A 25,682-nucleotide genomic window follows, 5' to 3' on the forward strand; every position below is an offset into this window, starting at 1 on the left:
GGCCTCCTCCTACTCGATTGGATGGTAGGGGAGTTAGGCAGTTAAGCCTTTAAGTAGTTAACCCGTTAAAAGCTGAACTACGCTTGTTTGTTTTTCAGGGTAGACTTCAACATTTGGAATAACCACTGATTCAAAGGTGCGTCTTTTTGCGAGCGGCGGCAGCTCATCACATAGCTCACATCTATGGTTCATGTTCGATTGTTAAAGTTACTCCAACAAAAACACAGATACCAAACGAACAAAGAATTAGAAATACAACGAGGTGATGTATGAACAAGTTAATCGCACTTGGATTGATGGCTTTGTCTATGAACACGGCTTTCGCGGCTGACGGTACTTATGCGAGTACTCTCGATATGATGAGAAGCGAAGGCAATCAAGTAAAGGCTGAGCGTGTTGAATCTGATCCAGTGCTTGAAGGAAGAAATGACGCCGCTAATGGCGGAATAAAATTCCAAAAGAACGTTGATCAAGACCAAACGATCCAGCTTACAGGTCGTCGTGATTAACGTTAAAGATGTGCTTACCATTGTCATGAGAAATGCTGGGCCCTCGGGTGCAGCATTTTTCGTTATTGGGTTGTGGAGTATTTTATAAACTCTAGCGATCTAGCCTTGGCATGTTGTGTAACGTGTGGCATTTTGTTGTTCTCTAATTTAAGAACGCGACTCGGTGTTGGTTAAGCATTACAAACCAGTAAGCGAACGCTCGAAAGGACTAGGAATGACTCAAAAAGAAACGGGAATGATTCGTCATATTCTACTGATTAAGTTTAAAGAAAACGCTGAGGCTTCAGAGGTTCAAAAACTAAAGATGTTGTTTGAAGCGATGCCAAACAAGGTTGAAGGGGTCACTTCAGTAGAATGGGGATTAAATGACAGCCCTGAAAACAAGAATCAAGGTTATACCCACTCGGTGTTAATGACGTTCGCCGATGAAGAAGGCCGTCAGAATTACCTTCCGCACCCTGAGCATGATGCGCTGAAAGATGTGTTTCGTCCGCTTTTAGAAGACATCATTGTGTTTGATTACTCCCTGTAATTAGGTTCTGAGTAGGTCTCTTGTGTTTTACTTACCTTCGATAATGAAGAGTTAGGGCCTAGCGATTAAGCCCTAACTCAATAAGAAACGACTTACTCTGTTGGCGAAATAGTGACTGGTGCAAACGATGCGACAGCATTCCCGCCTGCGCCCCAGCGGTAGCGAGGCCAGAAGATAACTGTCTGATTGGGGTAGTACGTCTGTTTGTCGTAGTCCAGATAAGGCATCTCAACGAGGTCTATCTGTGGTTCTAAACGACCTTTATGTCATCTACTGTTTACGCTCATTTTTATTCCGTTAACCTGCCAATAGGCAGTAAAGTTAACGCAAAGCGTGAATAAGAATGGCATTACTTTTAAATAATGCCGTTGTGCCACGGTTAAGCTCTAGTCAATTTGATAGCCACTTCTGATTCCAGTTCACTTAATGGTCGAGGTTTACTGAAGTAATAACCTTGCAGCAGATCTATCCCCAGTCCGTTTAGGCGTTGGTTATGATCAGCAGTTTCCACCCCTTCAGCTACAACACGATAGCCCAAGCTTTTACCCATCATGATCATAGTGTTGACGAAGTCTAAGTTGGTCTGCCCTTGAGTTATGTCAGAGATAAATGAACGGTCGATCTTTACTTCACTTAGTGGAAGTTGCTTTAGTAGAGATAGAGAAGAGAATCCCGTGCCAAAATCGTCAAGAGAGATAGAAATTCCTACATCGTGTAGTTCTTTAAGTGAGTTTATGCATAACTCGTAATCGACAATTGCTGCTGACTCGGTTATCTCAATACAGAATAACGTCAAAGGAAGCTGGTATTGGCGAATAGTTCGAATGATTTCTTGAGCGAAGTGAGGCTGTATCAGCTGTTTTGCACTGATATTAATGGAAATATGGCTCATGGTTTGTAGCCATTCAGATCCTTCAACATCCTTACAAACTCGATGAATGATACATTCACCAAGCTTGCTGATTAGGCCAGCTGATTCAGCAACCTCGATAAACTGGTCAGGAGGGACATCCCCCAATGTTGGAGATTCCCATCTTGCTAGTGCTTCAACAGCAGTAATCTTTTCATCTTGCCCACAATATTGAGGTTGGTAGTGCACCTTTATTTCTTGTTGAGCGATGGCACGACTGAGTTGGTGCTCTATTTCGATTATGTTTTCCGTCTCTTTTGCCATTGACCTTTGAAAGTTGAGATAGCTTTGTCCTCCCAGCTTTTTAGCTTGATACATGGCAATGTCGGCCTGCTTAATTAATTCTTCGGCACTTACGCCATCATAAGGATACATAGCGATGCCTAGGCTTCCTTGGCTGATAATCTCAATATCATCAACGATCAATGGGTTTTGAACGGCATTTAAAATCTGCGTGGCGAGTGCGTTGATGTCTGCTTCGGAACTGACATTACACAAAAACAAGAATTCGTCACCTCCCAAACGTGCGACAAGGTGTTCACTTGATAGCACGTTCTGAATATGTTTGGTCACGTGGCAAAGAAGTGCATCACCGACGTGATGACCAAAAGAGTCGTTGATAATCTTAAAACGGTTAAGATCCATCAACATGACCGCGCGTTTTTGGTTAGGTCGATTCACAATGTGTTGCGCGATGCTTTCCATTATTTTCCGGCGATTAGCGATGCCAGTAAGCGCATCATAATACGCCATGTGTTGAATCTTTTCCGCATCTTCTCGCTCTTGAGTTACATCCGTCATTGAGCCAATGAAGCGCACAGCCTGCCCTTCTGCATTATGAACCGCTGAGCCATTGGCATGAACCCAGATATATCCGCGATGTTGCGTCTTCATCCTGAATTCACATTTGAACGGTACTTCTCCGTTTAAGTGGTTATGAATGGCGGACTCGAGAAGTTCTAAGTCTTCTGAGTGTATATATTGGAACAGATGGTCACATCCTAACTTACGATCAGAAAAGGTATCTTGACAGCCAATCATTTTGGTTAACCGACTGTTCCAGACAAGAGTATTGGTTAGTAAGTCCCAATCCCAGATACCATCGTTTGAGCTGTTAGATACTACTTTGAGCTGTTGCAACAACTGTTGGGAGTTCTTCTGACGATTGTTACTTGTATTGATAAGCTCGTCGCGCTCGATGAACAGTGCGAGCATATCTAAATAATTGTTGAATACCGATTGTGTACCGATATCTTGGTGATCTTGCAATGAATCAACAACAGCGACGAGCTTCCAGTGATCTTCTTGCCCTGAGTTGATAGGAAGAATGGAAGCAACGAAATGATCATAGCGTTCGAAAAATGGGAAATTGCGAATATCGTCTTGAATATCTGTTTGTTGCGGTAGGGTAGTTGGCTGAGTCATGCCTTTTTCTACCCATTTCCTAATAGTGTATTGCTCCGAATTACACTCAGCGAGACAGGCCCAGTCAAGATTGTTTCCGTAAAGGCTTTGAGCATCTCTAATTGAGTCAAAACCTCCTTGTGCTTGTGAATAGAAATTTTCGAATATCTCAGCGGGAGAACGCCCTTGCACATTTAAGAGGATTTGGCGAGTTGAGTTGATATCTTCTTTATGTTCGAGATCTGGGTTTGTGTTACCGCAAGACTGATGAACGATGAGCTTTTGCGGGACACTATTATTGGCATTATTAAAAGGCTTCCCAGAAATACGTTCCAACACGCGGTGAAATACTTGCGTCGCTAGAAGCTCAAGCTGTTGGTCTACTGTTGTTAACTTGGGATTGAATTGTTGACCGACGAAAATATTATCAATGCCTACGATGGCGACATCGTCAGGTACCGAGATATTGCTGTGAGACAGTTGCTCCATCATACCTACAGCATTGTGGTCAGTTGCGCAGATAACCGCAGTGCATTTGGATTTACGCTGTATAAATTCTATTGCGGCTTCTCGTCCCCCAGATAGAGAACAATTCGACACGCGGAAGAAATGGCGTTGGTTGAATGAGCCTTTATGATCAATCACCGTGCGTTGATACGCTTTGAAGCGAGACCTGATATCATTAACAGTGAGATCGCCACAAAAGCCGATTTCTTCGTGTCCTTGACTTTGTAACCATTCATAGAGCTTAGTGACACCATCGCTTTGCACACTATAATACTGCTCAACGGGCAGCGGCGCATAGCTTGCTCCAATAGAAATGACTGGAATGTTTGCGTTTATAGCTTCTTCGATCAACTTTACTGTCGCTGCATGGAGAACGACCACAAGGGCATCGAGATGATTAAAATATATAGGAAGTTTAAAATCTCTTCGCTCACCCGAGCGGATGAAGATCAGATTGACTTTATGGTTTTTCGCAAGCCTTCTAAGGGTTGCATTTAGCTCGCCCATGTAGAAGCCACTGAGCATAGGCAGCACAATGCCAACGGTAGGACGTTTTTTAGATGTAACAATAGTCATGTTATTAGCCGGTCGAAAGTTGTGTTGTGTAGAACTGTTTTCGGGGGAGAATAGGTATCTTTTTATTATTTCTTCCATGCTCTACTAAGCGAGCTTGAAAATAAACTTACGGCAAAAGGAAATGCAAAACCACGCACAATCCGAGTAAGTCTAACTTATATATTTGAGAGGTTACTCAGAAGCGGTCCTCAATTTATGGACATGACTTAAGCGACTGATCTGTTCTGACAGTACCTAGAATAACCGGAACGGATTATGACTAGAAACGCAGAAACCACTCTCCTGAATTTAATTGCAACAATAAATGGCATACAAACGTAGAGGTAGCGCACAGAATCGAAAAAGGGGATATCGTGATCACATAATCATTGATCTAGCCGAGAGTGAGATAGTGGCGAGAGTTCGATAATTCGTTGTCGGATCTAAATTAGAACTGTAAATCTAATTTCTAAGTAGTTGTTATCTCAGGAAGAGTTTTTGTGCTATGCGCCCCTATATTAAATACATTATCCCTATTTTAATTCCTTTCATTATCCTCGTCATGCCGCTATCAGCGTTTCCATTTGAAGGCCTTACGATTATTCAACAACGCGTTATTGCGATCTTTTTGTTAGCGGCATTGTGCTGGGTGTTCGAGCCTATCCCTATTTACGCGACGTCTGTTGTTATTATCGTTCTGCAATTATTGATGTTGTCGGATAAAGGGCTGATCTTTTTAAGGTTTGAGCATGGGGAAGAACATTTTGGTGAGCTGTTAAAATACAGCGATATCATGGCGACATTCGCTAGCCCAATCATCATGCTGTTTTTGGGTGGTTTCTTCTTAGCAATGGCCGCCACTAAATATCGATTAGACGTAAACTTAGCTCGCGTGTTGTTGAAGCCATTTGGACAAGACCCAAAGTTTGTGATGCTCGGCTTAATGTTGATCACTGGTATCTTTTCGATGTTTATGTCTAACACGGCAACAACGGCAATGATGCTCTCTATTTTAACGCCGGTACTGGCTGTGTTTGGTCCGAAAGACCCCGGTCGTGTAGCGTTTGCGCTTTGTATCCCGGTTGCCGCTAACATCGGTGGCATTGGTACTCCGATCGGTACCCCTCCGAACGCTATCGCACTTAAATATTTAGTTGGCGATAACCTCATTACGTTCGGTGAATGGATGGCATTTGGTGTGCCGTTTGTTGTGATTATGATGGCGTTAGCGTGGTTTTTAATAGGCTTTATGTACAAAGCTGACCAAAAGAAAATCGAGCTAAGCATCAAAGGTAAATTCCTTAAAACGCCTAAAGCCATTGCGGTGTACGTCACTTTTGCGCTGACCATCATTCTTTGGTTAATGGGTTCAAGCCATGGCATGAACTCTTACACCGTCGCTCTGATTCCTGTCGCTGTGTTCTCACTCACAGGGATCATCAATAAAGAAGACCTGAAGAAAATTTCTTGGGACGTATTGTGGCTTGTATCAGGTGGTATTGCGCTTGGTTTAGCGCTCGATAAAACTGGCTTAGCAAAGCTCGTGGTACACAGTATTCCGTTTGATAGCTACTCACCCTATGTGGTGTTGTTCGGAGCGGCGTTCTTGTGTTTGGTAATGGCAAACTTTATGTCTCATACCGCAACGGCTAACTTGTTAATGCCAATTATGGCGGCATTAGGTTCGTCTATGGCTTCACTCACGCCACTAGGCGGTGAGCTAACGTTAATTTTGGTTGTGACTTTTGCCGCTTCATTAGGTATGTCGCTGCCAATCAGTACGCCACCGAATGCGTTGGCTCATGCCACTGGTCATGTGCAAAGTAATCAAATGGCCAGAATCGGTATTATTTTGGGTGTGGTTGGTGTGCTACTGAGTTTTGTTATGGTGTGGGTGCTACATTCAATTGGTCACATAGGATAACGATACGTGTATCAACAAAAGCTAGAAGCACTGATCGAGCGCTATTTTAACCAAACAGAACGTCGGGTGACGTGCTGTGCCGGTAACACCATTATTGAACAATCAGCGTTAAACACTCGTTTATATTATGTGTTTAGTGGAGAACTGGAAGGGTTTTATACCGATGCGAATACACCGCAAGTGCGAGTATTTAGCGCGGGTAGTGGGGCTTTTATAGGCGTTCATAGCTTCTTTTCAGGTAATTGGACAGCATCTTCAACGGTTGTTGCTAAAACCGATGTTGAGTTAGCGTGGATCGATAAAGACACGCCTGCAGAAGATGAACGTAAATTTGGTCCTCTTACCGCACAGTTCACACCTGTAATTGTCAATGAGTTGTCGCGTCGTCAACGCCGCGCAACACAAGAAGCGATAGCGAAACAAAAAGCGCTAGAGAAGTTACATACTGCTGAGCAAATGACGACCTTGGGTCAATTGGCTGCAGGGATTGCTCATGAGCTTAACAACGCTATTGGTGTCGTAAATAGTAAATCTGGTCGACTTGAAACGGTCATCATGGATCTGCTTGAAGAAGTGCATCCAGAAGCCAGTCAATTTTTCGATTTTGGGTTAATGCATGGTCAGAAAACGTCGTCGTCAGAAGCACGAACACGTGGGCGACAATTTGAAAGAAAATATGGTTTAGACAAAAACATTGCTCGCTCTCTTGCAAAGGCGATTCCAATTGATGCTTTATCTGCAACAGACGTTATTTCAAAGCATTGGCTGAAAAAACCAGAAGAAGCGATTCGTTTTTGGCAGATGGGCTGTGATTTACATGATTTGCGTTTGGCATCTAGACACACCGTCGGCATCGTAAAATCGGTTAAACAACTTGGCAGAGTTGATATCGACACCGAAGAAGCGGTTGATATTAACGACTCCATTAACCATGCCTTATCGTTGCTACAAAGTGAGTTACGTAGAGTGTCTGTGCGATTGAGCCCTGCGGATTTACCGTCTTTTAAAGGCTCGAAAACAGAGCTCGTTCAGATTTGGGTCAACATTATAAAGAATGCTTGTGATGCAATGTCGAATTCAGACGATGCCGCAATAGAGATTCAAACCAGATTAAGTAAGAAAAGGATATTAGTTACGATCGCGAATAACGGCCCTGAGATAGACGAGGCGACTCGTAGAAAGGTATTTCAGCCCAACTTCACCACTAAAAAAGGTGGTTTATCGTTTGGATTGGGCTTGGGTTTATCAGTAGTTAAGCGGATTGTGGCAGGTTATGGCGGAAGTATTATTGTGAAAAGTGATGCTTCTAAAACGGTATTTAGAATCAAGTTACCAATAGAGGGTGAACATGGAGAAGCTTAATTTAATCTGTGTCGATGACCAGAGAGAAGTACTGAGCGCAGTGGTACAAGATTTAGAGCCGCTGGCGAGTTGGCTGAATATTGAAGATTGTGAATCAGCGCAAGAAGTGCTTGATCTCATTGATGAACTTGACGCAGAAGGCGAACACATTACCGTCATCGTGTCTGATCATGTGATGCCAGGGAAAACGGGGGTGGAGTTACTCACTGAAGTGTTCCATGACAGTCGCTTTCCGAATACCAAGAAAATTCTTCTTACGGGGCAGGCCACTCATACTGATACCATCAATGCGATTAATGCAGCAGGCATCGACCGTTACTTTGAAAAGCCTTGGCAAGCAAGCACATTGGTTGAGTGCATTCGTACTCTTGTCACTGAGTACATATTTGATCAAGGGCTTGATTACACGGACTATCAGAATGAGCTCGACCAGCAGGTTGTGTTCAGACGCTTGCGTTAGCCTCTTATGTTAGCGACTTACATTATTCACTAGTGTAAGTCGCTTGAAATTCTATGCACCGAAGGACGCTTTCTGAAGGGTTTTTCTTTGAAAGATGTAATCTTTCGCTGCTTATTTTACCTACCTCTTTTAGTCGTTCAGGTTTTGGTACTCAGTTATTAACACACTGGTTGCTGGCTTTAGTCTAAAACTCATACGCTACGCCAACGCCAACGGATGCATTGTGTTTTCTTCAGGAACGATTCCCTGAACATACAGCAGAGCTAAAATGTGTCGCAGAGTTCCCGTGTCGTTTGTTAGAAAAGTAAGTCGAAATTATTCAAAAGTGATTCCTAACGCGTGGGACGTGGAGTTCTAAGCCAAATCGGTACTTACAACGTAAAGGACTAGGCTTTTGACGGCTTACTGCGTAATAATGCATTCGCCCACAAGTGGGGGTTTATAGTCAGTAGGATTTTAAAATGAGTGAGATTGCTCGCTTTATATCTGGTGAAGCGCCGGACAAATTTGGTCGAAATATAGAACAGTTATTGGCTTACAATCATTTTTGGTTGGAGCATGACCATAAGTACATTCAAGTGTTCTTCCCAATAGATGAGGGGACTAAGTTTAATCAACATGCCCCGTTGGTTACTCAAGAAGATAAGGTGCTTTTTGCTAATTCAGAAGCGCTCCGCACAGCTCATCTACAAGTGCTTGACCTGATGCTTGAGTTTTGGGGTATGCAGCGAAACGGGAGTGAAATATCTTCATCGTTACCACTTAGCCCGGCTAATCACGTATGGTTAAAGAATCATGACCATAACCAGCTAAGGTTAACGCGAGCCATTCGCAGTTTGTACTTGTTGGGTAATGAAGAGGTTGCGGCTCGGTTATGTGACTTTTTAGTATCAGCGGCGACCGAGACAGGGTTGGTGTCGGATAAAACCGTTCAGTATTGGCGCAATGCCTTAGAAGGTTAGGGTTTTTCTGTGCAGAGCTTCCGGCACTGCTCATAATTGATTCTCAATGCGCGGTATTTTGTACGATGCCGCTTTCTCTATATTCAACATTTGAATGCAATTTGTGGAATATATCAAAGTTAATTAAACTGATGGTAAGTTATTACTTTTCATTATGTTAGGGTTCTTTTCTTAAGGTCAGCGGATTAGGAAGAGGCTAATGAAAAAGGGATTTGTGATAGCGATATCAATCGGCTTTGTTGTCTTCTTCCTTGTTGGTCGTGAGCTTCAGTGGTTCGGGTCCAGTAATTCCGAGTCGTTTCCTAAACTTCCGGATAGTCCCCAATTTGTTCCTTCTATCGATTTCGACGGTGAGTGGCTAGGCCGCCGTATTAACACCACTGGCAATAATATGTGTGAACGCACAACCATCACCGGAACTATTCGTGAGGGTAAGGCTACTCTAAGGCTTACCTACAATGGAACACCGTTAGAGGGTTGGGTGACGGAAAACGGCGACTTACGTTTATATGCTAAACATCGCCAATGGGATTATCGTTTTTCCGCACGTGGCAGTGGCAGTAGATTTGACGGCCGATGGCACTTAACCAATGGGCCGTGCCAAGGAAGTTGGTTTCTAGAAAAGGTCGATGGCAAGTAGGGTTGTTACTACAAGACGCCGTTTAAAATTAACCAGCACAAGGTTCTTTTAGGAGAGATAAGTGATCAGATTAATCGCCGTGTTCATTGTGGCTTTCGGGCTAGGTGCATATGCGAGCTTACATGTTTTGACAGACTATGTTGTGAGCATTGAAGACAGTCATAAAGCTGCGGTGCGGCAAGGTTTTGAAACCTATAAATATGCAAATACAAAAGACCTTGCCCCATTAATTAAAACATCGAACTTGTTAGCTCGTTATAGTGCTTGTGAATTAGAGGGAGATGAAGGCGATGCGATTGCATTAGCCCTGTCTATTAACGCTATTTCCTTTGGGATGTTATCGAAGCAAGCGTCTGACCTCGATCAAGACACCTTTAGGACTGGTTTGATGATGTACGGAAAACTCAAAGACAACGAAAAAGCGTCTGGTCAGTTAACTGAAATACTTACTGCGTACTGTAAAGATAGTCTTCGCTATCTATACGACTGTGAAAAACTTTCTAATTTGTTAGGCGAAGAATGGGATACACAATGGAAGGAAGTGAAACCAGTATGTACCTAAAAATGATTCAACATATACGGCATTTTGCTATGCCGTATTCAGATGTGATTTGAAAACAAAGGACACAATATGGAAGTAAGGTTGGTCAAAGGTTCAGAGCCTAAGTTCGCTGAATCGATCACCAAAACGAATATGGCGAGTTACTATCAAGCTCGTGGAATCGCTTGGGGTCATAGCCAGTTTTTACGCAGCTGGGATGAGCTGGATAACTATGAAATTTATGTGGGGGATCGCCGTATTGGTGTTGTTCGCTTCAGTTACGCTAGTGGTACAACGTTTCTTAGGGACTTGCAGATATTAGCTGACTGTCAAGGTCAAGGTTTTGGCTCTAAGTGTCTCGATTTGGCTATTGAACATGCGAACAATCAAGCATCGGCTCAGTTAGTGTTGCGCGTGTTCAGTGAGAACCCCGCCATTAAGCTTTATCAATCAAAAGGTTTTACTCAGTTGTCTGAAGTGAAAGGGCTCGTTGAAATGGAGCTGCCTTTAGGGTCATCATTGAGAGAGTGTCATGGATAACCGTATCCAACTAAATTTTGTTAAATACTTATTTTCAGAGTTGCTGTTTATTGTTATTGCACCAGGTCTTGTCTATTGGATATCAGACGGTGATCGTTCATCGCTGCTAACCATAGGGCTGATAATTTGTGTTCCTCCATTAATAAAAATTCTAATGTTGTGGTGGAAGCTTCGCGATAGCTCGTTTGAAATCACGAACGGTCATGTACGTTTAAATGGCGTTGCTTGTGATGTGACTTTACAGCGTAGCTTTCTTCCGTTTGAAATTGGCTCATTCATCAAGCTTTCATACACGAAAGGTGCAATGCAGAAACACAATATTTACCTTTCTAAAGGCGCAATGAGCAAAGAAGAATGGAGCCGTATGTTAGCGTGTCGAACTAGGTCGCCATAAAGAAGCGACATCGCTGTTACTTGAGCTTTTAGTTTCCACGACGAATAGCGATGCGATTAAAGAGTACCAACGAGCGATCTCTTTATATGCTCAAGACCTAGATAAAACCTGGTAAGCAGCGCGTAAAGCTCATTAACTCACATAACAAAAAGCCTAAGCATCAATATGATACTTAGGCTTAAAGGCATAGTTTTTGTTCTTTAGGAAAGCGTTACGCTGAAAGCTCTTTACGAACGATCTCTGCGCCAGCACTTAGCGCATTAAGCTTCGCTGAGGCTATCTCGCGAGGTAGGGGAGCCATGCCGCAGTTGGTGCAAGGGTAGAGCTTGTCGGCATCAACGTACTTAAGTGTTTCACGTAGAGTGCTAGCCACTTCTTCCGGTGTTTCAATCGAATCGGTTGCAACATCAATCGCACCGACCATTACTTTCTTGCCTCGTACGAGCTCAAGCAGCTCAAGAGGTACATGAGAGTTGTGACACTCTAAAGAGATAATGTCGATATTCGATTGCTGCAGCTTAGGGAAGACTTCTTCGTATTGGCGCCACTCGGTGCCTAATGTCTTTTTCCAATCCGTATTCGCTTTAATGCCGTAGCCATAACAAATATGGACTGCTGTTTCGCACTTAAGCCCTTCAATGGCTCTTTCCAAACAAGCGATGCCCCAATTGTTCACTTCATCAAAAAACACGTTAAACGCAGGTTCATCGAACTGAATAATATCCACGCCTGCCGCTTCAAGTTCTTTGGCTTCTTCGTTGAGGATCTTTGCAAATTCCCACGCCAGTTTTTCACGGCTTTGGTAATGCGCATCGTAAAGTGTATCAATCATGGTCATAGGCCCCGGCAGAGCCCATTTGATCGGTTGGTCGGTTTGCTGACGTAAGAACTTCGCATCTTCAACAAACACAGATTTCTGACGAGAAACTGGGCCTACAACCGTCGGTACACTCGCATCGTAACGGTCGCGGATTTTAACGGTTTCACGCTTTTCAAAATCAACGCCATTCAGGTGTTCAATGAAGGTCGTTACAAAGTGTTGACGTGTTTGTTCGCCGTCACTCACAATATCAATGCCTGCTTGCTGTTGCTCGTGCAGAGAGACACGCAGCGCATCTTGTTTGCCGTCTGTGAGTTCATCGCCTTGAAGTTTCCATGGCGACCAAAGCGTCTCTGGTTGTGCAAGCCAAGACGGTTTCGGCAAGCTGCCCGCTGTTGAAGTCGGTAATAGTGTTTTCATAATAATATTGCCTATCCTTGGGTGGTTTGAGAGCGCAATAGACGATTAAAGTGCGTAATTTGCCGACCAGTTCTCTAGAACTGATTGGTATGGCTTAATGAACTTCTCTTCTGCGAATTTACCTTGTTCAACAGCTAGCTGGCTTCGTTCTTCACGGTCGTACACGATTTGAGTCAGCGAGTGATCCAAGTTTTTCAAGTTTGGTTGGTAACAGTTACCCGCAACCGCGTTCGCGTTGTAAATCTCAGGTCGGTAGATTTTCTGGAACGTACCCATGGTACTGATGGTGCTGATAAGCTCTAGATTAGAGTAATCGTTCAGTAGATCACCAAAGAAATAGAAAGCCAGAGGAGCAACACTATTTGGCGGCATGAAATAACGAACTTGTAATCCCATCTTCTTGAAATATTGTTCAGTTAAAGAAGACTCATTCGGTTGGTATTCAAAGCCTAATACAGGGTGTTGGTTTTCAGTACGGTAATAAGTTTTATTATCTGAAACACTCAAACAAATAACAGGTGGTTTCTTAAAGTTCTCTTTGTACGCTTGAGAGTTAACGAAATATTTAAACAGCTTGCCATGTAAATCACCAAAATCTGCTGGAATACTGAATTTATCTTGGCCTTTATTATGATCCAAAAGTAATACGCTGAAGTCATAATCACGAACATAAGAAGAGAAGTTATTCCCGATAATACCTTCTATGCGCTCGTTCGTTTTGTGGTCCAGAATGTTGGTTTTCAGCACTTCAATTGAAGGGAATGCTTCGCCGTTACTTTCAATATCCATATCAACAGAAATGATTTCAAGCTCAACAGAGTAGCGGTCGCCCTTCGGGTTGTCCCAGTGTGCTAACGCATTGAAACTGTTATCGATCATTTGTAGTGCATTACGTAAGTTCGCTTGACGGCTATCGCCACGAGCCAAGTTAGCAAAGTTAGTTGTGATACGCGTGCTGTCTGCAGGCTGGTAGTTTTCGTCGAGGCTAATGCTCTTAATCGTAAAATTAAATTCTTTATTCATGCTGATTTGGTATCCCAATTTTTTTTCTGATTCTCTCGGTCTTTAGTATTAAAACGGCTTTTATTTTTTGCTTGTGACCGGATTAAGAATCGAAGGCTATGCTGCCTGAAATTAATGCTTAGTAGAATTAATGTCGTATAAGTTTATTTGCTTAAGGTTTTTATACGTGGATAGGTTGACTATTAACAATGGTATTACTTCACATTCATCATGAGGAATATTCATGATCTATATGTTTGAATATTCAAGTCGGTGTCAGTTATATTAATTAGCTTGATGGAAATATAGCCACATTAATAGTGTGTTATTTAAGATAATTAATTTAATTAAGAGATGGATGAAATGAGTGAATTGCTGTTGTTGATTTTCTACTGTGCGTTACTAGGCAGTGGTGTTGGTTTTCTTGCCGGGCTTTTGGGCATTGGTGGAGGGCTGATCATTGTTCCTGTGTTAAGCAGCATTTTACTGTATTTAGAAGTTCTACCGTCTGACCAAGTTGTTGTCGCTGCGATTGCGACCTCACTGGCCTCGATTCTATTTACTTCAACGTCTTCTGCGCTCGCTCACCACAAGAACGGCAACGTGCCTTGGGACTTGGCACCTTGGATCATGTTGGGTGTTGCTCTAGGTGCTTTGGTTAGTGGCTTTATGGCAGTTCTGTTACCGGAAAAAATCGTTCGTATTGTGTTCGCCGTGAGTGTGGTTCTTATTGCGATCAAGATGTTCTTAAGCAGTAAAAATGATGCACCTAAGGAACGAAAACTGCCAAACAAGGGCGTGCTAACGGTGCTGACAACCATTACGGGTGGCTTGTCTGCCATGATAGGCATTGGTGGCGGTGCATTGCTGGTTCCGCTATTAACGTTCTTCTCTGTCGATATGAAAAAGGCCATAGGTTGTGCCTCTGCATGTGGCATTGTCATCGCGCTATTTGGCTCGATAGGTTACATCAGTTCAGGCAGCAGTCACTTTGCTCTATCAGACGGTTTTGCTGGCTTTGTTTATCTGCCTGCGCTGTTGGGTATTGTGTGCACGTCTTGGTTTACGGCTCCTTTAGGCGCAAAAGCGACCAACCATTTACCGGTTCCTACGATTAAGAAAATCTTCTCAGTACTGTTAGTGGTTATTGCTGCAAGCATGGTTGCTCGTTAATTGAAGATCGTTCAAGTGTGAATATATAGAACAAAAACGAATAAATTGATCAACCACCAATAATTAGAAAAGGGCAGTTTCATAACTGCTCTTTTTTTGTTTATCGGTCTATGCTTATACAGCTATGTACATGAGTATATTGATAAAACCGTTTAGTTATGAACAATTCACTGCTATAGCTAAATGTATCTTGTTTGATTCAACGGAATGCTATCAATGAGTGGTTTATGGATCCTTTAACGCAGGGCGTGTTAGGCGCTTCTTTGTCACAATCGGCCAGCAAAAAACAACATTTGGTTGTTGCTGGGGTATTAGGACTGCTCTCCGGGTTGGCTCCAGATTTAGATGCACTGATTCAGTCTCAAAGTGACCCTTTGTTGGCTTTGGAATTTCATCGACAATTTACCCACTCACTTTTTTTCATCCCCATTGGCAGTTTGATCTGTGCTTTGGCTCTGCATCACCTGATTGCAAAAAAACGTGGGCTTTCTTTCAAACAAAGTTGGCTGTTTTGTGCTCTGGGCTATGGTACTCATGCACTGTTAGACGCTTGTACCACCTATGGCACGCAGTTACTTTGGCCTTTCACCAACGCGCGTTTTTCTTGGAATACCATATCAATCATCGATCCTGTTTATACGCTTCCCATTCTAGTGTTGCTTGTGTTTGCGACGTTAAAACGAGCGCCTTGGCTAGCGCGTGTTGCGTTTACTTGGGCGCTAATTTATCCAACATTAGGGATGATTCAGCGAGACAGGGCAGAGGCGATTGGGTGGCAATTAGCGCAAGAAAGGCAACACACACCGATTCGATTAGAGGCAAAACCAAGCTTTGCGAATATCTTGGTTTGGAAAGTGGTGTACGAAACAGAGGCTCATTACCATGTAGACGCAGTGCGGGTTGGCATATCGGTAAGCACGTATCCCGGAGAGTCGATTGCGAAGCTGAATGTTAGCAGGGATTTACCTTGGCTTGACCCGGACTCTCAACAAGCCAAAGACATAGAACGTTTCCGCTGGTTTTCAAATGGTTATATCGCTCAGGACCCAACAGACGAGCTGCGTATTATCGATGTCCGATATTCAATTGTACCAAATCAAATGAAAGCACTATGGAGCATCAAGCTATCAAAAGCAGTTGATGCAAACGCGCATGTAAAATACGAAACTCATAGAGACAACACGCCAGAGTCGAGACAGATCTTCTTCGGTATGCTCACTGGCGATAAATGATCTAGCTCTAAACAGTAAAAAGGCTGAGTCAGATAATCTGCTCAGCCTTTTCTATTCCTTTATTTAACAGGTCGATGTCACATTGATTTACATCACACATATCAATAAAACCCATAATGCTTACATTTATAAATGTGATGTATACCTCCATTCATTTTTTGATTACTTTCCAAGCTTAGTTGGTTTTTATCCAATTAAACAGAAGGTTATATGATAAATAGAATAATAACACTAAGTGGCGTTGCATTACTTTGTTCAGCGAGTGCGCATGCGCAAATGCAAAATGGAAGTTTTGAAAACTGGGAAGGAAACGTACCATCTGGTTGGAGTGTGATTGACTCCGGCATTGCACTTTCGCTCTCTACCGATCCTGTAAATAATGGCAGTTTCTCAGCACAAGTAACAGTGAATACAAGTACTCAAAGTAATACCGACTTTCTTCAAACGATACGTGTTGAACAAGGGAAAATTTATGATTTCTCTGTCGATGTTTACCACACGGAAGGCAACGTGAAAGCTCGCCTTTTTGTTGATGGCTATTTGGGTTACTCGAATAATGGTTTAACGAATCAGTGGCAAGCATTGACTCACTCGTACAGCGCTACGAGCACTAAAGATATCGTCGTGGGCGTACGATTTTATGATGATGCAGGTTTTGATAGTTCGGAAGTGGTGTATTTAGATAACTTTCAGCCTACGGAGACTCCACCAACACAAAGCTGCAATGACACAAGTGCCGCACTCACGCTAGTTACGGATAACTATGGTTCTGAAACTAGTTGGTCTCTCAAAAACTCAGTTTCTCAAAATCTTTATTCTGGTTCAGATTATAAAAATAACACCATCAATGAAGTGGAAATGTGTTTAGCGGATGGTAACTACACCCTAGAAGTCTCAGATTCTTATGGAGATGGAATGTGCTGCAGTGTGGGGAATGGTTCATACAGTTTGTCGGTAAATGGAACCGTTGTGGCATCTGGTGGTGATTTCCAAGCAAGTCAGAGTACAGAATTTTCGATTGGTGGTTCAACTGCACCACCAACTGAACCTCCAGTGTTAGGTGAGTATTACAAAGACGCTGAAGGAAAAGTGGGCTTTGCGTTAAAAACGGCCTTATATCAAATTATTGATAATCATAGCAGTCAGGGTTACGCCGCTATTTGGAGGTTGGTGTCTGAGGCTGACCTAGACGCATACTATGACACTGATGAGTCGATTCCCGATATGTATTCGGAGAAACCTTCAAGCTCAGATTCAATCCAATTTACTAAGGTTGCGGATCAATGTGGTCAATACAGCAAAGAAGGTGATTGCTACAACCGTGAGCACTCATTCCCGAAAAGCTGGTTTGGTGGGAAAGTCGAGCCAATGAACTCTGACGGTCACCATTTAATTTCCCACTGATGGCTACGTTAACTCGAAACGTAGTAATTGGCCATTTGGTGAGGTGAGTAGCGCGACATACACATCAAGCAATGGTTCTAAGTTAGGCAGTGCAGCGAACTCTCTTGGTTATGTGGGTACGGTGTTTGAGCCAATTGATGAGTTTAAAGGTGATTTTGCAAGAGCATATTTCTACATGGCAACACGCTATGAAAATGAAATCGCTAATTGGGAAGGGAACTCTACAAGCTCTGATGCCGTTCTGGATGGAACCAATACAACTGTTTTTGAACCTTGGCTACTTACTATGCTAAAGCGTTGGCATTCTGAAGATCCAGTATGCCAAAAAGAAATCGACCGAAATAAGGCGGTACATGATTTTCAAGGGAATCGTAATCCGTTTATTGACCATCCAGAGTTTGTCAGCCAAATCTGGGGAAATTAATCGGAATATAACCACCATGACAATGGCTTGATGATTATTGAGTTGAGCCCAACCCTTTGTTTGGGTTCTTTTATTGAGAGGCATTATAGAGCATGCTTTTAAATATTTGAAAAAGCATATTGTCATGAAGGTCACGTATACTTTTCAGTGGTCTGCACCATCAATACAGGGCGCTACGTTAAGCGACTTTCCATACCTTTAGTTATCTCTGAATTGTTAATTTAGGGGAAACTGTAGCTCATTTGCCCCTTTTCAATTCAGGACATTTTTCTATCAAATTATGTGGAAAGTCGTTTGACCTACATTTTCTAATCAGTGTGGTGTCTACTGTTCTGGGTTTCTGCCGACATCCTTTCTGAATAAGTTTTTGCTTTAGCTCGCGATAAATTTTGACGTAATTTGTTACATATAGCTGTCTGAGCACGTTGATCTGTAAACTCACTCATTGCTATTTTGCATGTAACTAACTGATTGCGATTGCGTGTTGATATTGATAACTAATGGTTACAAATTTGTTATAGCAAAGCCGTGTTGATATTGGCTACTATTTGAACAACCAAGGAGGTGTGTATGAGACGATTCGAGAACATACTTTTTGCAACACAAGGTCTGCCTGGCCACAGTGACGCTCTGGGTCAAGCGATTAGAATAGCGGCTAACAATCACGTTCCAGTTTCGGGCCTGATTGCCTGCCCTGACTTTCCTACCGATCTCGTTCAATATCAACAAAGCTATGAACAGTCTTTACATGATTCGCTTCAGCAGAGCGTAAAAAATTTGCTTGAAGACCTGGCTATTTCTGAAGAGCAGGTGCCGTTTCCCCTGAGAGTTAAAAGCAGTGAAAATCCGGCGGTTTGTATCATCCAAGAAGCGATGCTGAATCATAATGACCTGATCATTAAAGAGGCTGAACCACTCAGTGAAGGGGCGGAAGGCTTTAAAGCGATAGACATGACTTTATTGCGTAAATGTCCTTGTCCAGTATGGCTGCATCGACCAATATTTAAACCACGAGACAAACGACGTATTGCGGTTGCGGTCGATCCCTTGGCTATCAACGATGAGCAGCAGGCACTATCGTGTCGATTGTTAGAGCTCTCTCGTTCGATTGCGGATACCTGTGATAGCCGATTACACATTATCTCTTGTTGGGAACATTATTTAGAGAACTACCTCGACAATCACGTTTGGATTCAAGTTGATGAGGCTCAGCTGTCTGTCGAGGTTTCTAAAGAGAAAGCGCGTCACGAACAAGCCTTGCAGCAATTAATTGATGACTCAGGTATTGCTGGTGAGGTGGTTGTTCATCACCTGCATGGTAAACCGGACGATAAAATTCCGGAGTGTGTTGATGAGGCAGAGATTGACGTGTTGGTCATGGGAACCTTAGCCCGAACCGGTATTTCTGGTTATGTGATTGGCAATACTGCCGAGAATATTCTTCAATCAATTAATTGCTCCTTAGTGGCAATGAAACCAGAGGGATTTATATCTCCAATCAAGTAACAAATTGATCTCGAAAAGCGGAAATAGCAATACTGAAGTAAGCGTGCACACGACAGACTAATAACTTCTTAGTGGAGGGTAGTATGAAGAAACTATGTCCTATTTGCCAAACTGAAATGCTTGAGCGCTCTCACATTTATGCATGCCCGAGAAACGATATCGGAGACTGCTCCTACGACGCACTGAGTGCAGTGAATGAAGAGTCGAGTTTTTTATTTGACCAGAGCAATTCCCATAGTGACATGCATTCTTATGTCGTTCTCGACAGCAAATAATTTGAACCAGTGGGATCTATCTATATTGGAATGGATGATCGTGACTTAATTTTTGCGGTCTTATTCAAAGCCTTCGTAAACTAGTTAATCCGTTCACATGCCTTGCTCGGATTATCTTCCTGATGCCCAAATCAACAATGTGGTTGAAGTATCAGGAGAAGGCTTTTTTCCTTCGATTCTATGAGTCCCCATACACGCGTGAACGTAACGAAATGGATGGCGATATTGAATAGTGTAATAGGAAAAAAACACACAACAGGTTCAAAAGATCATTCTTTGATTCTCATGATTTTTCCTGTTCTACCCATGGTCATTTTCTTCTTGCTCATCAGTTGGTATGAGCCGGGAGGCGTGAGTTGGCAAACGAATTGGGTTCCTAGTTTAGATGTAAACCTGAGCTTCAAGTTGGATGGGTTATCTTTCCTGTTCGCGTGTTTGATCAGTGGTATCGGTGCATTGATCCAGATTTATGCACTGGCATATCTCAAGGGGGATTCGTCTCGATTCTCTTTTCACCTCTATCTGACGCTGTTTATGTTAGCGATGTTAGGTGTTGTCACGAGCGACAATATTCTACTCCTTTTTGTTTTTTGGGAACTTACCACCATAACGTCGTATCTTTTGATTGGCTTTAATCACGAGAAAGATAAATCCCGCAAGAACGCATTTCAATCTCTCATTGTCACTGGCGCTGGTGGCTTAGCGTTATTAGCAGGTTTGATACTGTTGGGTGAAATGGCTGGCAGCTATGAGATAAGTACCATCGTCGCGCAAAGTACGCTGATTGCACAACATGAATGGTTCCTGCCTTCGCTGGTTCTGGTTTTGCTCGGTGCGTTCACCAAATCGGCGCAGTTTCCATTCCACTTTTGGTTACCTAATGCAATGGCAGCGCCAACGCCAGTGAGCGCTTATCTTCACTCGGCCACTATGGTGAAGGCTGGGGTGTATTTGCTTGCCCGTGTTTCACCTATCTATTCACACAACGATATTTGGTTTTACACGCTCGGCATTTTTGGTGGCTTTACCGCTATATGGTGTGCGTTATTAGCGCTCAAGCAAACTGATTTGAAGTTGATGCTGGCATACAGCACGAATGTTGCCTTAGGTAAATTGGTATTGTTGATTGGTATGGGTACTGAGCTTGCGATGATGGCCGCGCTGCTGTTTGTCTTGGCTCACTCGTTCTACAAAGCCGCGCTGTTCATGGTGGTGGGTAATATCGATAAGGCAACGGGAACGCGTGACATTCGAATGTTGTATGGTTTGAAAACAGCGTTAATACTCAGCCTCGTAGCCGCAATCATCGCTGCTCTGTCGAAATCGGGCGTGCCACCATTACTCGGGTTCTTGAGTAAAGAGTACATGTACAAATCCGGTCTGGAGGTGAGCGTCATCCTTACCGTTATCTTCCTTGTGGTTAACGTCATTATGGTGGCGTTGGCGTTGGCGCTGATCGTGAAACCTTTCTTCGCGACTTATGAAGGTAATCCAACGCCAGCCAAGAAAGTGGAATCCAGTAAAGGGCTTTGGCTGCCAGCAATGTTGCTTGCCATTGCCAGTGTGCTTGCGCCGGTGCTTGGTTTAGATTGGATCAACAACAATGTGGTTATTCCGGGGGTTTCGTCGAGCTTGCCTGACTCAGCACCACAAGCAGCCAAGCTTTGGCAAGGCGTGAATTTGCCGTTGGTGCTGAGTGTATTAACTTTGTTACTCGGCTTTGTTTTATATCGAGTCTACCCAAGGCTGTTGGTGGGCGGACAACGTGAAGGGGCCGTGGTGCCAACAGCCGAATCCGTTTTCGACAAAATTATGGCAGGCATGATGCGGTTAGCTAAATGGCAAACGCAGTTATTACAGCAAAAGCGCTTAAGTTATTACGTGTTGCTGTTCTATATTGTGCTCGCTGGATTACTGTTAAGCAGTCCGTTAGTGATCCCACGAGCTCGATTTGCTGCATTAACGGACATTAATTTCTACGAGGTAAGCATTGCACTGCTACTTATCGCTGCTGCCTTAGTCTGTACCTTTACCAAGTCTCGTTTGTTGGCGGTATCTGCGCTTGGTGTTGTGGGCTTTATGACCACTTTAGTCTTTATGATTTACAGCGCGCCAGATGTCGCGAAAACCTTATTGCTGGTTGAAACCTTGATGGTTGTATTTGTGGTGCTGTTGATACGTCACATTCCGGGCTTAATGACGGTGCCGCAACATCCTATTCGCCGAAAGTTGCTGCACGCGGCGATAGCTGGTGTGATTGGTATCTCGGTAACGGCGTTGTTGATCAATATCACCGCCCAACCTTTAGATGCCACTCTGGCTGATTTCTTCGCAGAAAACAGTGTTCCCGGCGGACATGGACGCAACATCGTCAACGTGATTTTGGTTGATTTTCGAGCCTTCGATACGTTGGGTGAGGTAATCGTGGTCGTGATGGCGGGTATCGCTGCGGTGAGTTTGTTGAAAACGCACTATCACAAACGTAATCGTATCCATTCCCTTATTTTTGTCACTACTGCACACATCGTTGCAGCGCTGATGTTGGTGTTTTCACTTTACTTATTGTTGCGTGGACATAACGAGCCGGGTGGTGGTTTCATCGGTGCGCTGATTGCTGTAATTGGTTTTGCGTTACTGATGTTTGCAGAGTCGCCAAAGTACGTTCGGGATCGTTTGTATTTCGCGCCATTTAGCATTGCTCTATTTGGTATTTTCTTAAGCTTCGTGGCTGGCCTGATGAGCTTTGCTTTCAATTTGCCGTTCTTAACCGGTTTGTGGTGGAAAGATATTCTACCGCTCGGCACACCGCTGATATTCGACGTCGGTATTTACCTCGCCATCATTGGTGGCGTGATGGGGATGTTGTTACGTGTGAATGAGGAGTTGGATTGATGGAAATACTATGGAGTCTCGTGGTCGGTGTGTTTGTCGCGGCTGGTGTCTATCTTATGCTTGAGCGACACATCTTGCGTCTATTATTCGGTTTGATCTTATTGAGTAGTGCCGTGAACATCGCGATTTTCACTGCCGGACGTTTAACGCCCGGACTACCGCCTTTGATTGATGCGAATTCACAATTACCACCGGAAGGTGCGGCAAACCCGCTTCCTCAAGCTTTAATTCTGACTGCCATTGTGATTGGTTTTGGCTTGTTGGTGTTCGCGTTGATGCTGTTTTACCGTGCATATTCAGAAGCGGGCTCGGCCGATGTTGATGCGATGCGACGTTCTGAGGAGGATGAATGACGACGATTTGGTTGACGTTACCCGCAGTGATTTCGCTTCTTACCGCTGTCGCCATCTTCTGCGCGAAGCGTAACAACGCGCTGGCGGATGCGATAAGTGGCACAAGCGCATTGGCGACTTTGGTGATTGCAGCATTGTTGACGCACGATGTCATCAACGGCGGTCCGCAAGCAGTGGCGTTTGGTCAGTGGGCGGCACCATTTGGCATTGTTTTTGTGGCGGATTATCTTGCCGTCGCCATGGTGATGGTGACGGCCATTATTGGTGTAGTGAGCGTGTTCTACGCCATGGGCGATCTGCAAGAAAAGGCATCTTACGGCACATTTCATGCGCTGATGCATATCTTGTTGGCCGGCGTGTATGGTGCGTTTCTTACCGGAGATATTTTCAACCTCTATGTGTGGTTCGAGGTGATGTTGATAGCATCGTTTGGTTTGATGATCTTAGATGGATCAAAGCAACAAGTGGATGGAGCAGTGAAGTACGTGATGCTCAATCTAATATCGACCTTGGTCTTCTTGCTCGCGATTGGCTTACTCTACGGTGCAACAGGGACTTTGAACCTCGCGGATTTACACGCCAAAGCCGCACTGATTCCGTCTGACACCAAAACTTTGCTCGCGGCACTGTTCCTATTCGCGTTTGCGATAAAAGCGGCGTTGTTTCCCGTTTTTGCTTGGCTACCTGCTTCTTACCATACATTGCCAAGCGCCGTTGTCGCACTGTTTGCTGCGTTGCTGACCAAGGTTGGAGTGTATGCGCTGATTCGTGTGTTCACTTTGATTTTTCCGCTATCAGAAAGTGGTTGGCAGCCAACTCTGATGTGGGTGGCGGGGCTTACGATGTTAACTGGTGTATTGGGGGCCGCGAGCCAATACGACATTAAAAAAATTCTCTCTTTCCATATCATCAGCCAGATCGGTTATATGATCATGGGATTGGCGATCTACACGCCGCTCGCCATTGCGGGTGCGATTTTCTACATCGTGCACCACATCATTGTGAAAGCAAATTTGTTCCTGATTGGCGGCTTTATCGAGCGTAACTATGGCTCGGGCAAACTTGGGCAATTAGGCGGAGTCTACAAAGCCATGCCTTGGCTAGCTTTCTTGTTTCTCATTCCTGTATTCTCTTTAGCGGGGTTTCCACCTCTGTCGGGTTTCTGGGGCAAGTTCCTTGTCATCAAATCTAGTTTGCAAACCGAGTTGTATTGGCTTGCAGGAGCCGCGCTCTTAGTGGGTCTGTTAACGGTGTTCTCGATGACCAAGATCTGGAACGAGGTGTTTTGGAAAAAGCCTCAGCAAACACTCAAAACTCAGCCAATGAACAAGTACACAAAAGGATTGTATTGTGTGCCAATAGCCACGTTGACCACGTTAAGTCTGATTATTGGTTTGGCAGCCGAGCCGTTTTACCAATTTTCAGTGCAGGCAGCAGAACAGTTGATTGAGCCCCAAGCCTACGTAAAAGCGGCTCTTGGAGAGAGTGCATTGGCTGACAGTGCAATAGGTGACAGCGAAATAGCTGAACACGTGGCATTGAATTCATCGGGAGGGAGCCAATGATTTATCTATTTTTGAACTTGTTTCTTGCCTTAGCGTGGATGCTGCTAAACGGCAACTATACAGGCACGAACTTCATTCTTGGTTTTGTGGTTGGCTTTTTGGCGTTGCGACTCAGTCAACCGTTTGGTTTGAAAAACAGTTACTTCCGACGCTTCCGTGCTTTTGTTGGCCTGTTTCTTTTCTTCTGTTACGAGATTGTGATCTCGGTAGCCAGAGTCGTCTGGGATGTGGTCACGCCAACCCATTTGAGTGATCCAGATATCGTGTATGTCCCGTTAGATGTTGAGTCAGATTTAGAGATCTCTTTACTCGCAAACATGGTTTCTCTTACTCCGGGAAGCTTGAGTTTAGATGTTACACCAGATAAGAAGCACATGGTTGTGCACGCGATGTTTGCACCCGATCACGAAAAGGTTATTCTAGAAATCAAAGACGGTTTAGAAAAACGGATTTTGGAGGTGACGCGTGACTGATGGATTAGAAATCGGTATCTGGTTACAGATGAGCATCACGTTCGCTTATATCGGACTACTGCTCAGTATCTTGATGGCATTCATTCGCTTGGTGCTCGGTCCAACCTTTGCCGATAGAGTGGTCGCGCTTGATCTGATTTCATTCGTGACGGTGGGCTTTATTGCTGTTTATACCCTAGATAGCGGGCAGCAACCCTTGTTGGATATTGCTATTACACTCGGTCTAGTGGCCTTCCTAGGAACCATCGCGTTTGCCAGGCTTATCTTTAAAAGAAAAGGAGAGGTGTAATGGACACTATCGTTGGGATTTTACTTTGTCTTGGAACCTTATTTACGCTCATCGCAAGTCTTGGGATCTTACGAATGCCCGATCTCTACACACGAATGCACGCCGCGACTAAAGCGGGTACGGTGGGCTTAGCATCATTGTTATTAGCGGTGGCGGTGGCCATGCCTGAAATCACGGTGATTTCACGAGTGATTGGCACAATGTTGTTTATCTTCATTACCGCTCCGGTAGCAGCACACTTGCTGGGGAAAGCGACCCGAGAAAGTGGTTATCAAATCTGGAGAAACGACAAATAGCGTGGTCTTTCACTTTATGTAAATGTTGTTTCATTTGGTAACCATGAAACTACGCAATCATAACGTGAGCAGATCAGGATGTTATTTTTGCTTTTCGGTGGATAAACCTAATTTCGACCGTCCCTGCAAGAGCATTTAAGATTCTCCACTCCTTTCTCAGCTGAGTTGTCGCTCCGCCACTGCAGTGGAGGCTCGCAATATCTAGGGTAATTCTTGAATGCTAATTTAGCAAAGTCACTGACACAGAATTGTTCAGAAGTGCGCTGACGGGGCATGTAACACGAAAATGCCCCTTTCCGTATATGGAATCCACGTATT

At 43.9% G+C, this 25,682-nt stretch carries 22 protein-coding genes and 3 pseudogenes; 20 read left to right on the forward strand and 5 right to left on the reverse strand.

The features are described 5' to 3' along the window. Positions 1-77: 77 nt before the first annotated feature. Positions 78-188 (reverse strand): annotated as a pseudogene (locus AB4138_RS23180) (LysR family transcriptional regulator); the annotation flags it as partial. 81 nt (positions 189-269) lie between these two features. On the opposite strand from AB4138_RS23180, the gene AB4138_RS23185 reads away from it, so the two are divergent. Continuing rightward, the gene (locus tag AB4138_RS23185; RefSeq protein WP_017069969.1) at positions 270-509 is read left to right on the forward strand and encodes a hypothetical protein; all 240 of its coding nucleotides are present in this window, start codon (positions 270-272) and stop codon (positions 507-509) included. Positions 510-723: 214 nt separating this feature from the next. Next, positions 724-1,041 (forward strand): Dabb family protein, encoded by a 318-nt coding sequence (locus AB4138_RS23190; protein ID WP_009846539.1) that lies wholly within the window; start codon positions 724-726, stop codon positions 1,039-1,041. A 146-nt stretch (positions 1,042-1,187) separates the two neighbouring features. On the opposite strand, the pseudogene AB4138_RS23195 reads toward AB4138_RS23190, so the two are convergent. Both AB4138_RS23195 and AB4138_RS23200 read right to left on the reverse strand, forming a co-directional pair. After that, positions 1,188-1,298 (reverse strand): annotated as a pseudogene (locus tag AB4138_RS23195) (DUF3103 family protein); the annotation flags it as partial. A gap of 122 nt (positions 1,299-1,420) precedes the next feature. Beyond that, positions 1,421-4,438, reverse strand: a complete 3,018-nt coding sequence (locus AB4138_RS23200; RefSeq protein ID WP_372307891.1) for an EAL domain-containing protein — start codon at positions 4,436-4,438, stop codon at positions 1,421-1,423. Between the two features lie 484 nt (positions 4,439-4,922). Between AB4138_RS23200 and AB4138_RS23205 the strand changes: the two genes are divergently transcribed. From AB4138_RS23205 to AB4138_RS23240, 8 genes are all read left to right on the forward strand, one after another. Beyond that, the gene (locus AB4138_RS23205) at positions 4,923-6,341 is read left to right on the forward strand and encodes a DASS family sodium-coupled anion symporter (protein WP_102332139.1); all 1,419 of its coding nucleotides are present in this window, start codon (positions 4,923-4,925) and stop codon (positions 6,339-6,341) included. A gap of 6 nt (positions 6,342-6,347) precedes the next feature. Then, a complete protein-coding gene (locus AB4138_RS23210) occupies positions 6,348-7,703 on the forward strand; it encodes an ATP-binding protein (protein ID WP_102429250.1) in 1,356 nt (451 codons plus the stop codon). Then, entirely contained in the window at positions 7,690-8,163 is a 474-nt protein-coding gene (locus tag AB4138_RS23215; protein WP_102326563.1) for a response regulator, read from the forward strand. The genes AB4138_RS23210 and AB4138_RS23215 overlap by 14 nt, the downstream gene beginning before the upstream one ends. Positions 8,164-8,624: 461 nt before the next feature. Beyond that, positions 8,625-9,125: an opioid growth factor receptor-related protein gene (locus AB4138_RS23220; protein ID WP_017062405.1), complete on the forward strand. Its 501-nt coding sequence runs from the start codon at positions 8,625-8,627 to the stop codon at positions 9,123-9,125. A gap of 199 nt (positions 9,126-9,324) precedes the next feature. After that, complete coding sequence (locus tag AB4138_RS23225; RefSeq protein WP_017062406.1) at positions 9,325-9,765, forward strand: hypothetical protein; 441 nt, start codon at positions 9,325-9,327, stop codon at positions 9,763-9,765. Between the two features lie 61 nt (positions 9,766-9,826). Next, positions 9,827-10,327 (forward strand): hypothetical protein, encoded by a 501-nt coding sequence (locus AB4138_RS23230; protein WP_017064207.1) that lies wholly within the window; start codon positions 9,827-9,829, stop codon positions 10,325-10,327. 69 nt (positions 10,328-10,396) lie between these two features. After that, positions 10,397-10,846 carry an N-acetyltransferase gene (locus AB4138_RS23235; RefSeq protein ID WP_136973884.1) on the forward strand — a complete coding sequence of 150 codons (450 nt, stop codon included), beginning with the start codon at positions 10,397-10,399 and terminating at the stop codon, positions 10,844-10,846. After that, entirely contained in the window at positions 10,839-11,240 is a 402-nt protein-coding gene (locus tag AB4138_RS23240; RefSeq protein WP_372307874.1) for a hypothetical protein, read from the forward strand. Before AB4138_RS23235 ends, AB4138_RS23240 begins: the two co-directional genes overlap by 8 nt. A 211-nt stretch (positions 11,241-11,451) precedes the next feature. Here the strand turns inward: AB4138_RS23240 and AB4138_RS23245 are convergent, their stop codons facing one another. Both AB4138_RS23245 and AB4138_RS23250 read right to left on the reverse strand, forming a co-directional pair. Then, on the reverse strand, positions 11,452-12,480 hold the full coding sequence (locus tag AB4138_RS23245) for a methionine synthase (RefSeq protein ID WP_017062410.1): 1,029 nt from the start codon (positions 12,478-12,480) through the stop codon (positions 11,452-11,454). Positions 12,481-12,525: 45 nt separating this feature from the next. Then, the gene (locus AB4138_RS23250) at positions 12,526-13,503 is read right to left on the reverse strand and encodes a DUF1852 domain-containing protein (RefSeq protein WP_372307876.1); all 978 of its coding nucleotides are present in this window, start codon (positions 13,501-13,503) and stop codon (positions 12,526-12,528) included. A gap of 342 nt (positions 13,504-13,845) precedes the next feature. Here AB4138_RS23250 and AB4138_RS23255 point away from each other — a divergent pair, with 342 nt between their 5' ends. The 10 genes and pseudogenes from AB4138_RS23255 to mnhG all read left to right on the forward strand — a co-directional run bounded on the left by AB4138_RS23255 (position 13,846) and on the right by mnhG (position 25,364). Next, positions 13,846-14,655, forward strand: coding sequence for a sulfite exporter TauE/SafE family protein (locus AB4138_RS23255; RefSeq protein WP_372307879.1), 810 nt, complete (start codon positions 13,846-13,848; stop codon positions 14,653-14,655). A gap of 227 nt (positions 14,656-14,882) precedes the next feature. After that, positions 14,883-15,887, forward strand: a complete 1,005-nt coding sequence (locus tag AB4138_RS23260) for a metal-dependent hydrolase (protein ID WP_372307882.1) — start codon at positions 14,883-14,885, stop codon at positions 15,885-15,887. Between the two features lie 210 nt (positions 15,888-16,097). Further along, positions 16,098-17,715: pseudogene (locus AB4138_RS23265) on the forward strand (endonuclease). Between the two features lie 570 nt (positions 17,716-18,285). Continuing rightward, a complete protein-coding gene (locus AB4138_RS23270) occupies positions 18,286-19,221 on the forward strand; it encodes a universal stress protein (RefSeq protein ID WP_017064216.1) in 936 nt (311 codons plus the stop codon). A gap of 560 nt (positions 19,222-19,781) precedes the next feature. Then, positions 19,782-22,388: a hydrogen gas-evolving membrane-bound hydrogenase subunit E gene (mbhE, locus tag AB4138_RS23275; protein WP_372307894.1), complete on the forward strand. Its 2,607-nt coding sequence runs from the start codon at positions 19,782-19,784 to the stop codon at positions 22,386-22,388. Next, positions 22,388-22,741 carry a Na+/H+ antiporter subunit C gene (locus AB4138_RS23280; protein ID WP_017062418.1) on the forward strand — a complete coding sequence of 118 codons (354 nt, stop codon included), beginning with the start codon at positions 22,388-22,390 and terminating at the stop codon, positions 22,739-22,741. The genes mbhE and AB4138_RS23280 overlap by 1 nt, the downstream gene beginning before the upstream one ends. After that, positions 22,738-24,306 carry a proton-conducting transporter membrane subunit gene (locus tag AB4138_RS23285; protein ID WP_372307885.1) on the forward strand — a complete coding sequence of 523 codons (1,569 nt, stop codon included), beginning with the start codon at positions 22,738-22,740 and terminating at the stop codon, positions 24,304-24,306. The genes AB4138_RS23280 and AB4138_RS23285 overlap by 4 nt, the downstream gene beginning before the upstream one ends. Continuing rightward, the gene (locus AB4138_RS23290; RefSeq protein WP_372307888.1) at positions 24,303-24,779 is read left to right on the forward strand and encodes a Na+/H+ antiporter subunit E; all 477 of its coding nucleotides are present in this window, start codon (positions 24,303-24,305) and stop codon (positions 24,777-24,779) included. The genes AB4138_RS23285 and AB4138_RS23290 overlap by 4 nt, the downstream gene beginning before the upstream one ends. A 28-nt stretch (positions 24,780-24,807) precedes the next feature. Continuing rightward, complete coding sequence (locus tag AB4138_RS23295; RefSeq protein ID WP_032545874.1) at positions 24,808-25,068, forward strand: cation:proton antiporter; 261 nt, start codon at positions 24,808-24,810, stop codon at positions 25,066-25,068. After that, the gene (gene mnhG / locus AB4138_RS23300) at positions 25,068-25,364 is read left to right on the forward strand and encodes a monovalent cation/H(+) antiporter subunit G (RefSeq protein ID WP_017062422.1); all 297 of its coding nucleotides are present in this window, start codon (positions 25,068-25,070) and stop codon (positions 25,362-25,364) included. Before AB4138_RS23295 ends, mnhG begins: the two co-directional genes overlap by 1 nt. Positions 25,365-25,682: the final 318 nt, after the last annotated feature.

Source organism: Vibrio sp. 10N.286.52.C3, assembly GCF_041468865.1.
GTDB lineage: Bacteria > Pseudomonadota > Gammaproteobacteria > Enterobacterales > Vibrionaceae > Vibrio > Vibrio crassostreae_C.

Coding starts and splice junctions, on each gene's coding strand:
- AB4138_RS23185 (WP_017069969.1), top strand. CDS start 270: ATGAACAAGTTAATCGCACTTGGATTGATGGCTTTGTCTATGAACACG.
- AB4138_RS23190 (WP_009846539.1), top strand. CDS start 724: ATGACTCAAAAAGAAACGGGAATGATTCGTCATATTCTACTGATTAAG.
- AB4138_RS23200 (WP_372307891.1), bottom strand. CDS start 4,438: ATGACTATTGTTACATCTAAAAAACGTCCTACCGTTGGCATTGTGCTG.
- AB4138_RS23205 (WP_102332139.1), top strand. CDS start 4,923: ATGCGCCCCTATATTAAATACATTATCCCTATTTTAATTCCTTTCATT.
- AB4138_RS23215 (WP_102326563.1), top strand. CDS start 7,690: ATGGAGAAGCTTAATTTAATCTGTGTCGATGACCAGAGAGAAGTACTG.
- AB4138_RS23220 (WP_017062405.1), top strand. CDS start 8,625: ATGAGTGAGATTGCTCGCTTTATATCTGGTGAAGCGCCGGACAAATTT.
- AB4138_RS23225 (WP_017062406.1), top strand. CDS start 9,325: ATGAAAAAGGGATTTGTGATAGCGATATCAATCGGCTTTGTTGTCTTC.
- AB4138_RS23235 (WP_136973884.1), top strand. CDS start 10,397: ATGGAAGTAAGGTTGGTCAAAGGTTCAGAGCCTAAGTTCGCTGAATCG.
- AB4138_RS23240 (WP_372307874.1), top strand. CDS start 10,839: ATGGATAACCGTATCCAACTAAATTTTGTTAAATACTTATTTTCAGAG.
- AB4138_RS23245 (WP_017062410.1), bottom strand. CDS start 12,480: ATGAAAACACTATTACCGACTTCAACAGCGGGCAGCTTGCCGAAACCG.
- AB4138_RS23250 (WP_372307876.1), bottom strand. CDS start 13,503: ATGAATAAAGAATTTAATTTTACGATTAAGAGCATTAGCCTCGACGAA.
- AB4138_RS23255 (WP_372307879.1), top strand. CDS start 13,846: ATGAGTGAATTGCTGTTGTTGATTTTCTACTGTGCGTTACTAGGCAGT.
- AB4138_RS23260 (WP_372307882.1), top strand. CDS start 14,883: ATGGATCCTTTAACGCAGGGCGTGTTAGGCGCTTCTTTGTCACAATCG.
- AB4138_RS23270 (WP_017064216.1), top strand. CDS start 18,286: ATGAGACGATTCGAGAACATACTTTTTGCAACACAAGGTCTGCCTGGC.
- mbhE (WP_372307894.1), top strand. CDS start 19,782: ATGATTTTTCCTGTTCTACCCATGGTCATTTTCTTCTTGCTCATCAGT.
- AB4138_RS23280 (WP_017062418.1), top strand. CDS start 22,388: ATGGAAATACTATGGAGTCTCGTGGTCGGTGTGTTTGTCGCGGCTGGT.
- AB4138_RS23285 (WP_372307885.1), top strand. CDS start 22,738: ATGACGACGATTTGGTTGACGTTACCCGCAGTGATTTCGCTTCTTACC.
- AB4138_RS23290 (WP_372307888.1), top strand. CDS start 24,303: ATGATTTATCTATTTTTGAACTTGTTTCTTGCCTTAGCGTGGATGCTG.
- AB4138_RS23295 (WP_032545874.1), top strand. CDS start 24,808: ATGAGCATCACGTTCGCTTATATCGGACTACTGCTCAGTATCTTGATG.
- mnhG (WP_017062422.1), top strand. CDS start 25,068: ATGGACACTATCGTTGGGATTTTACTTTGTCTTGGAACCTTATTTACG.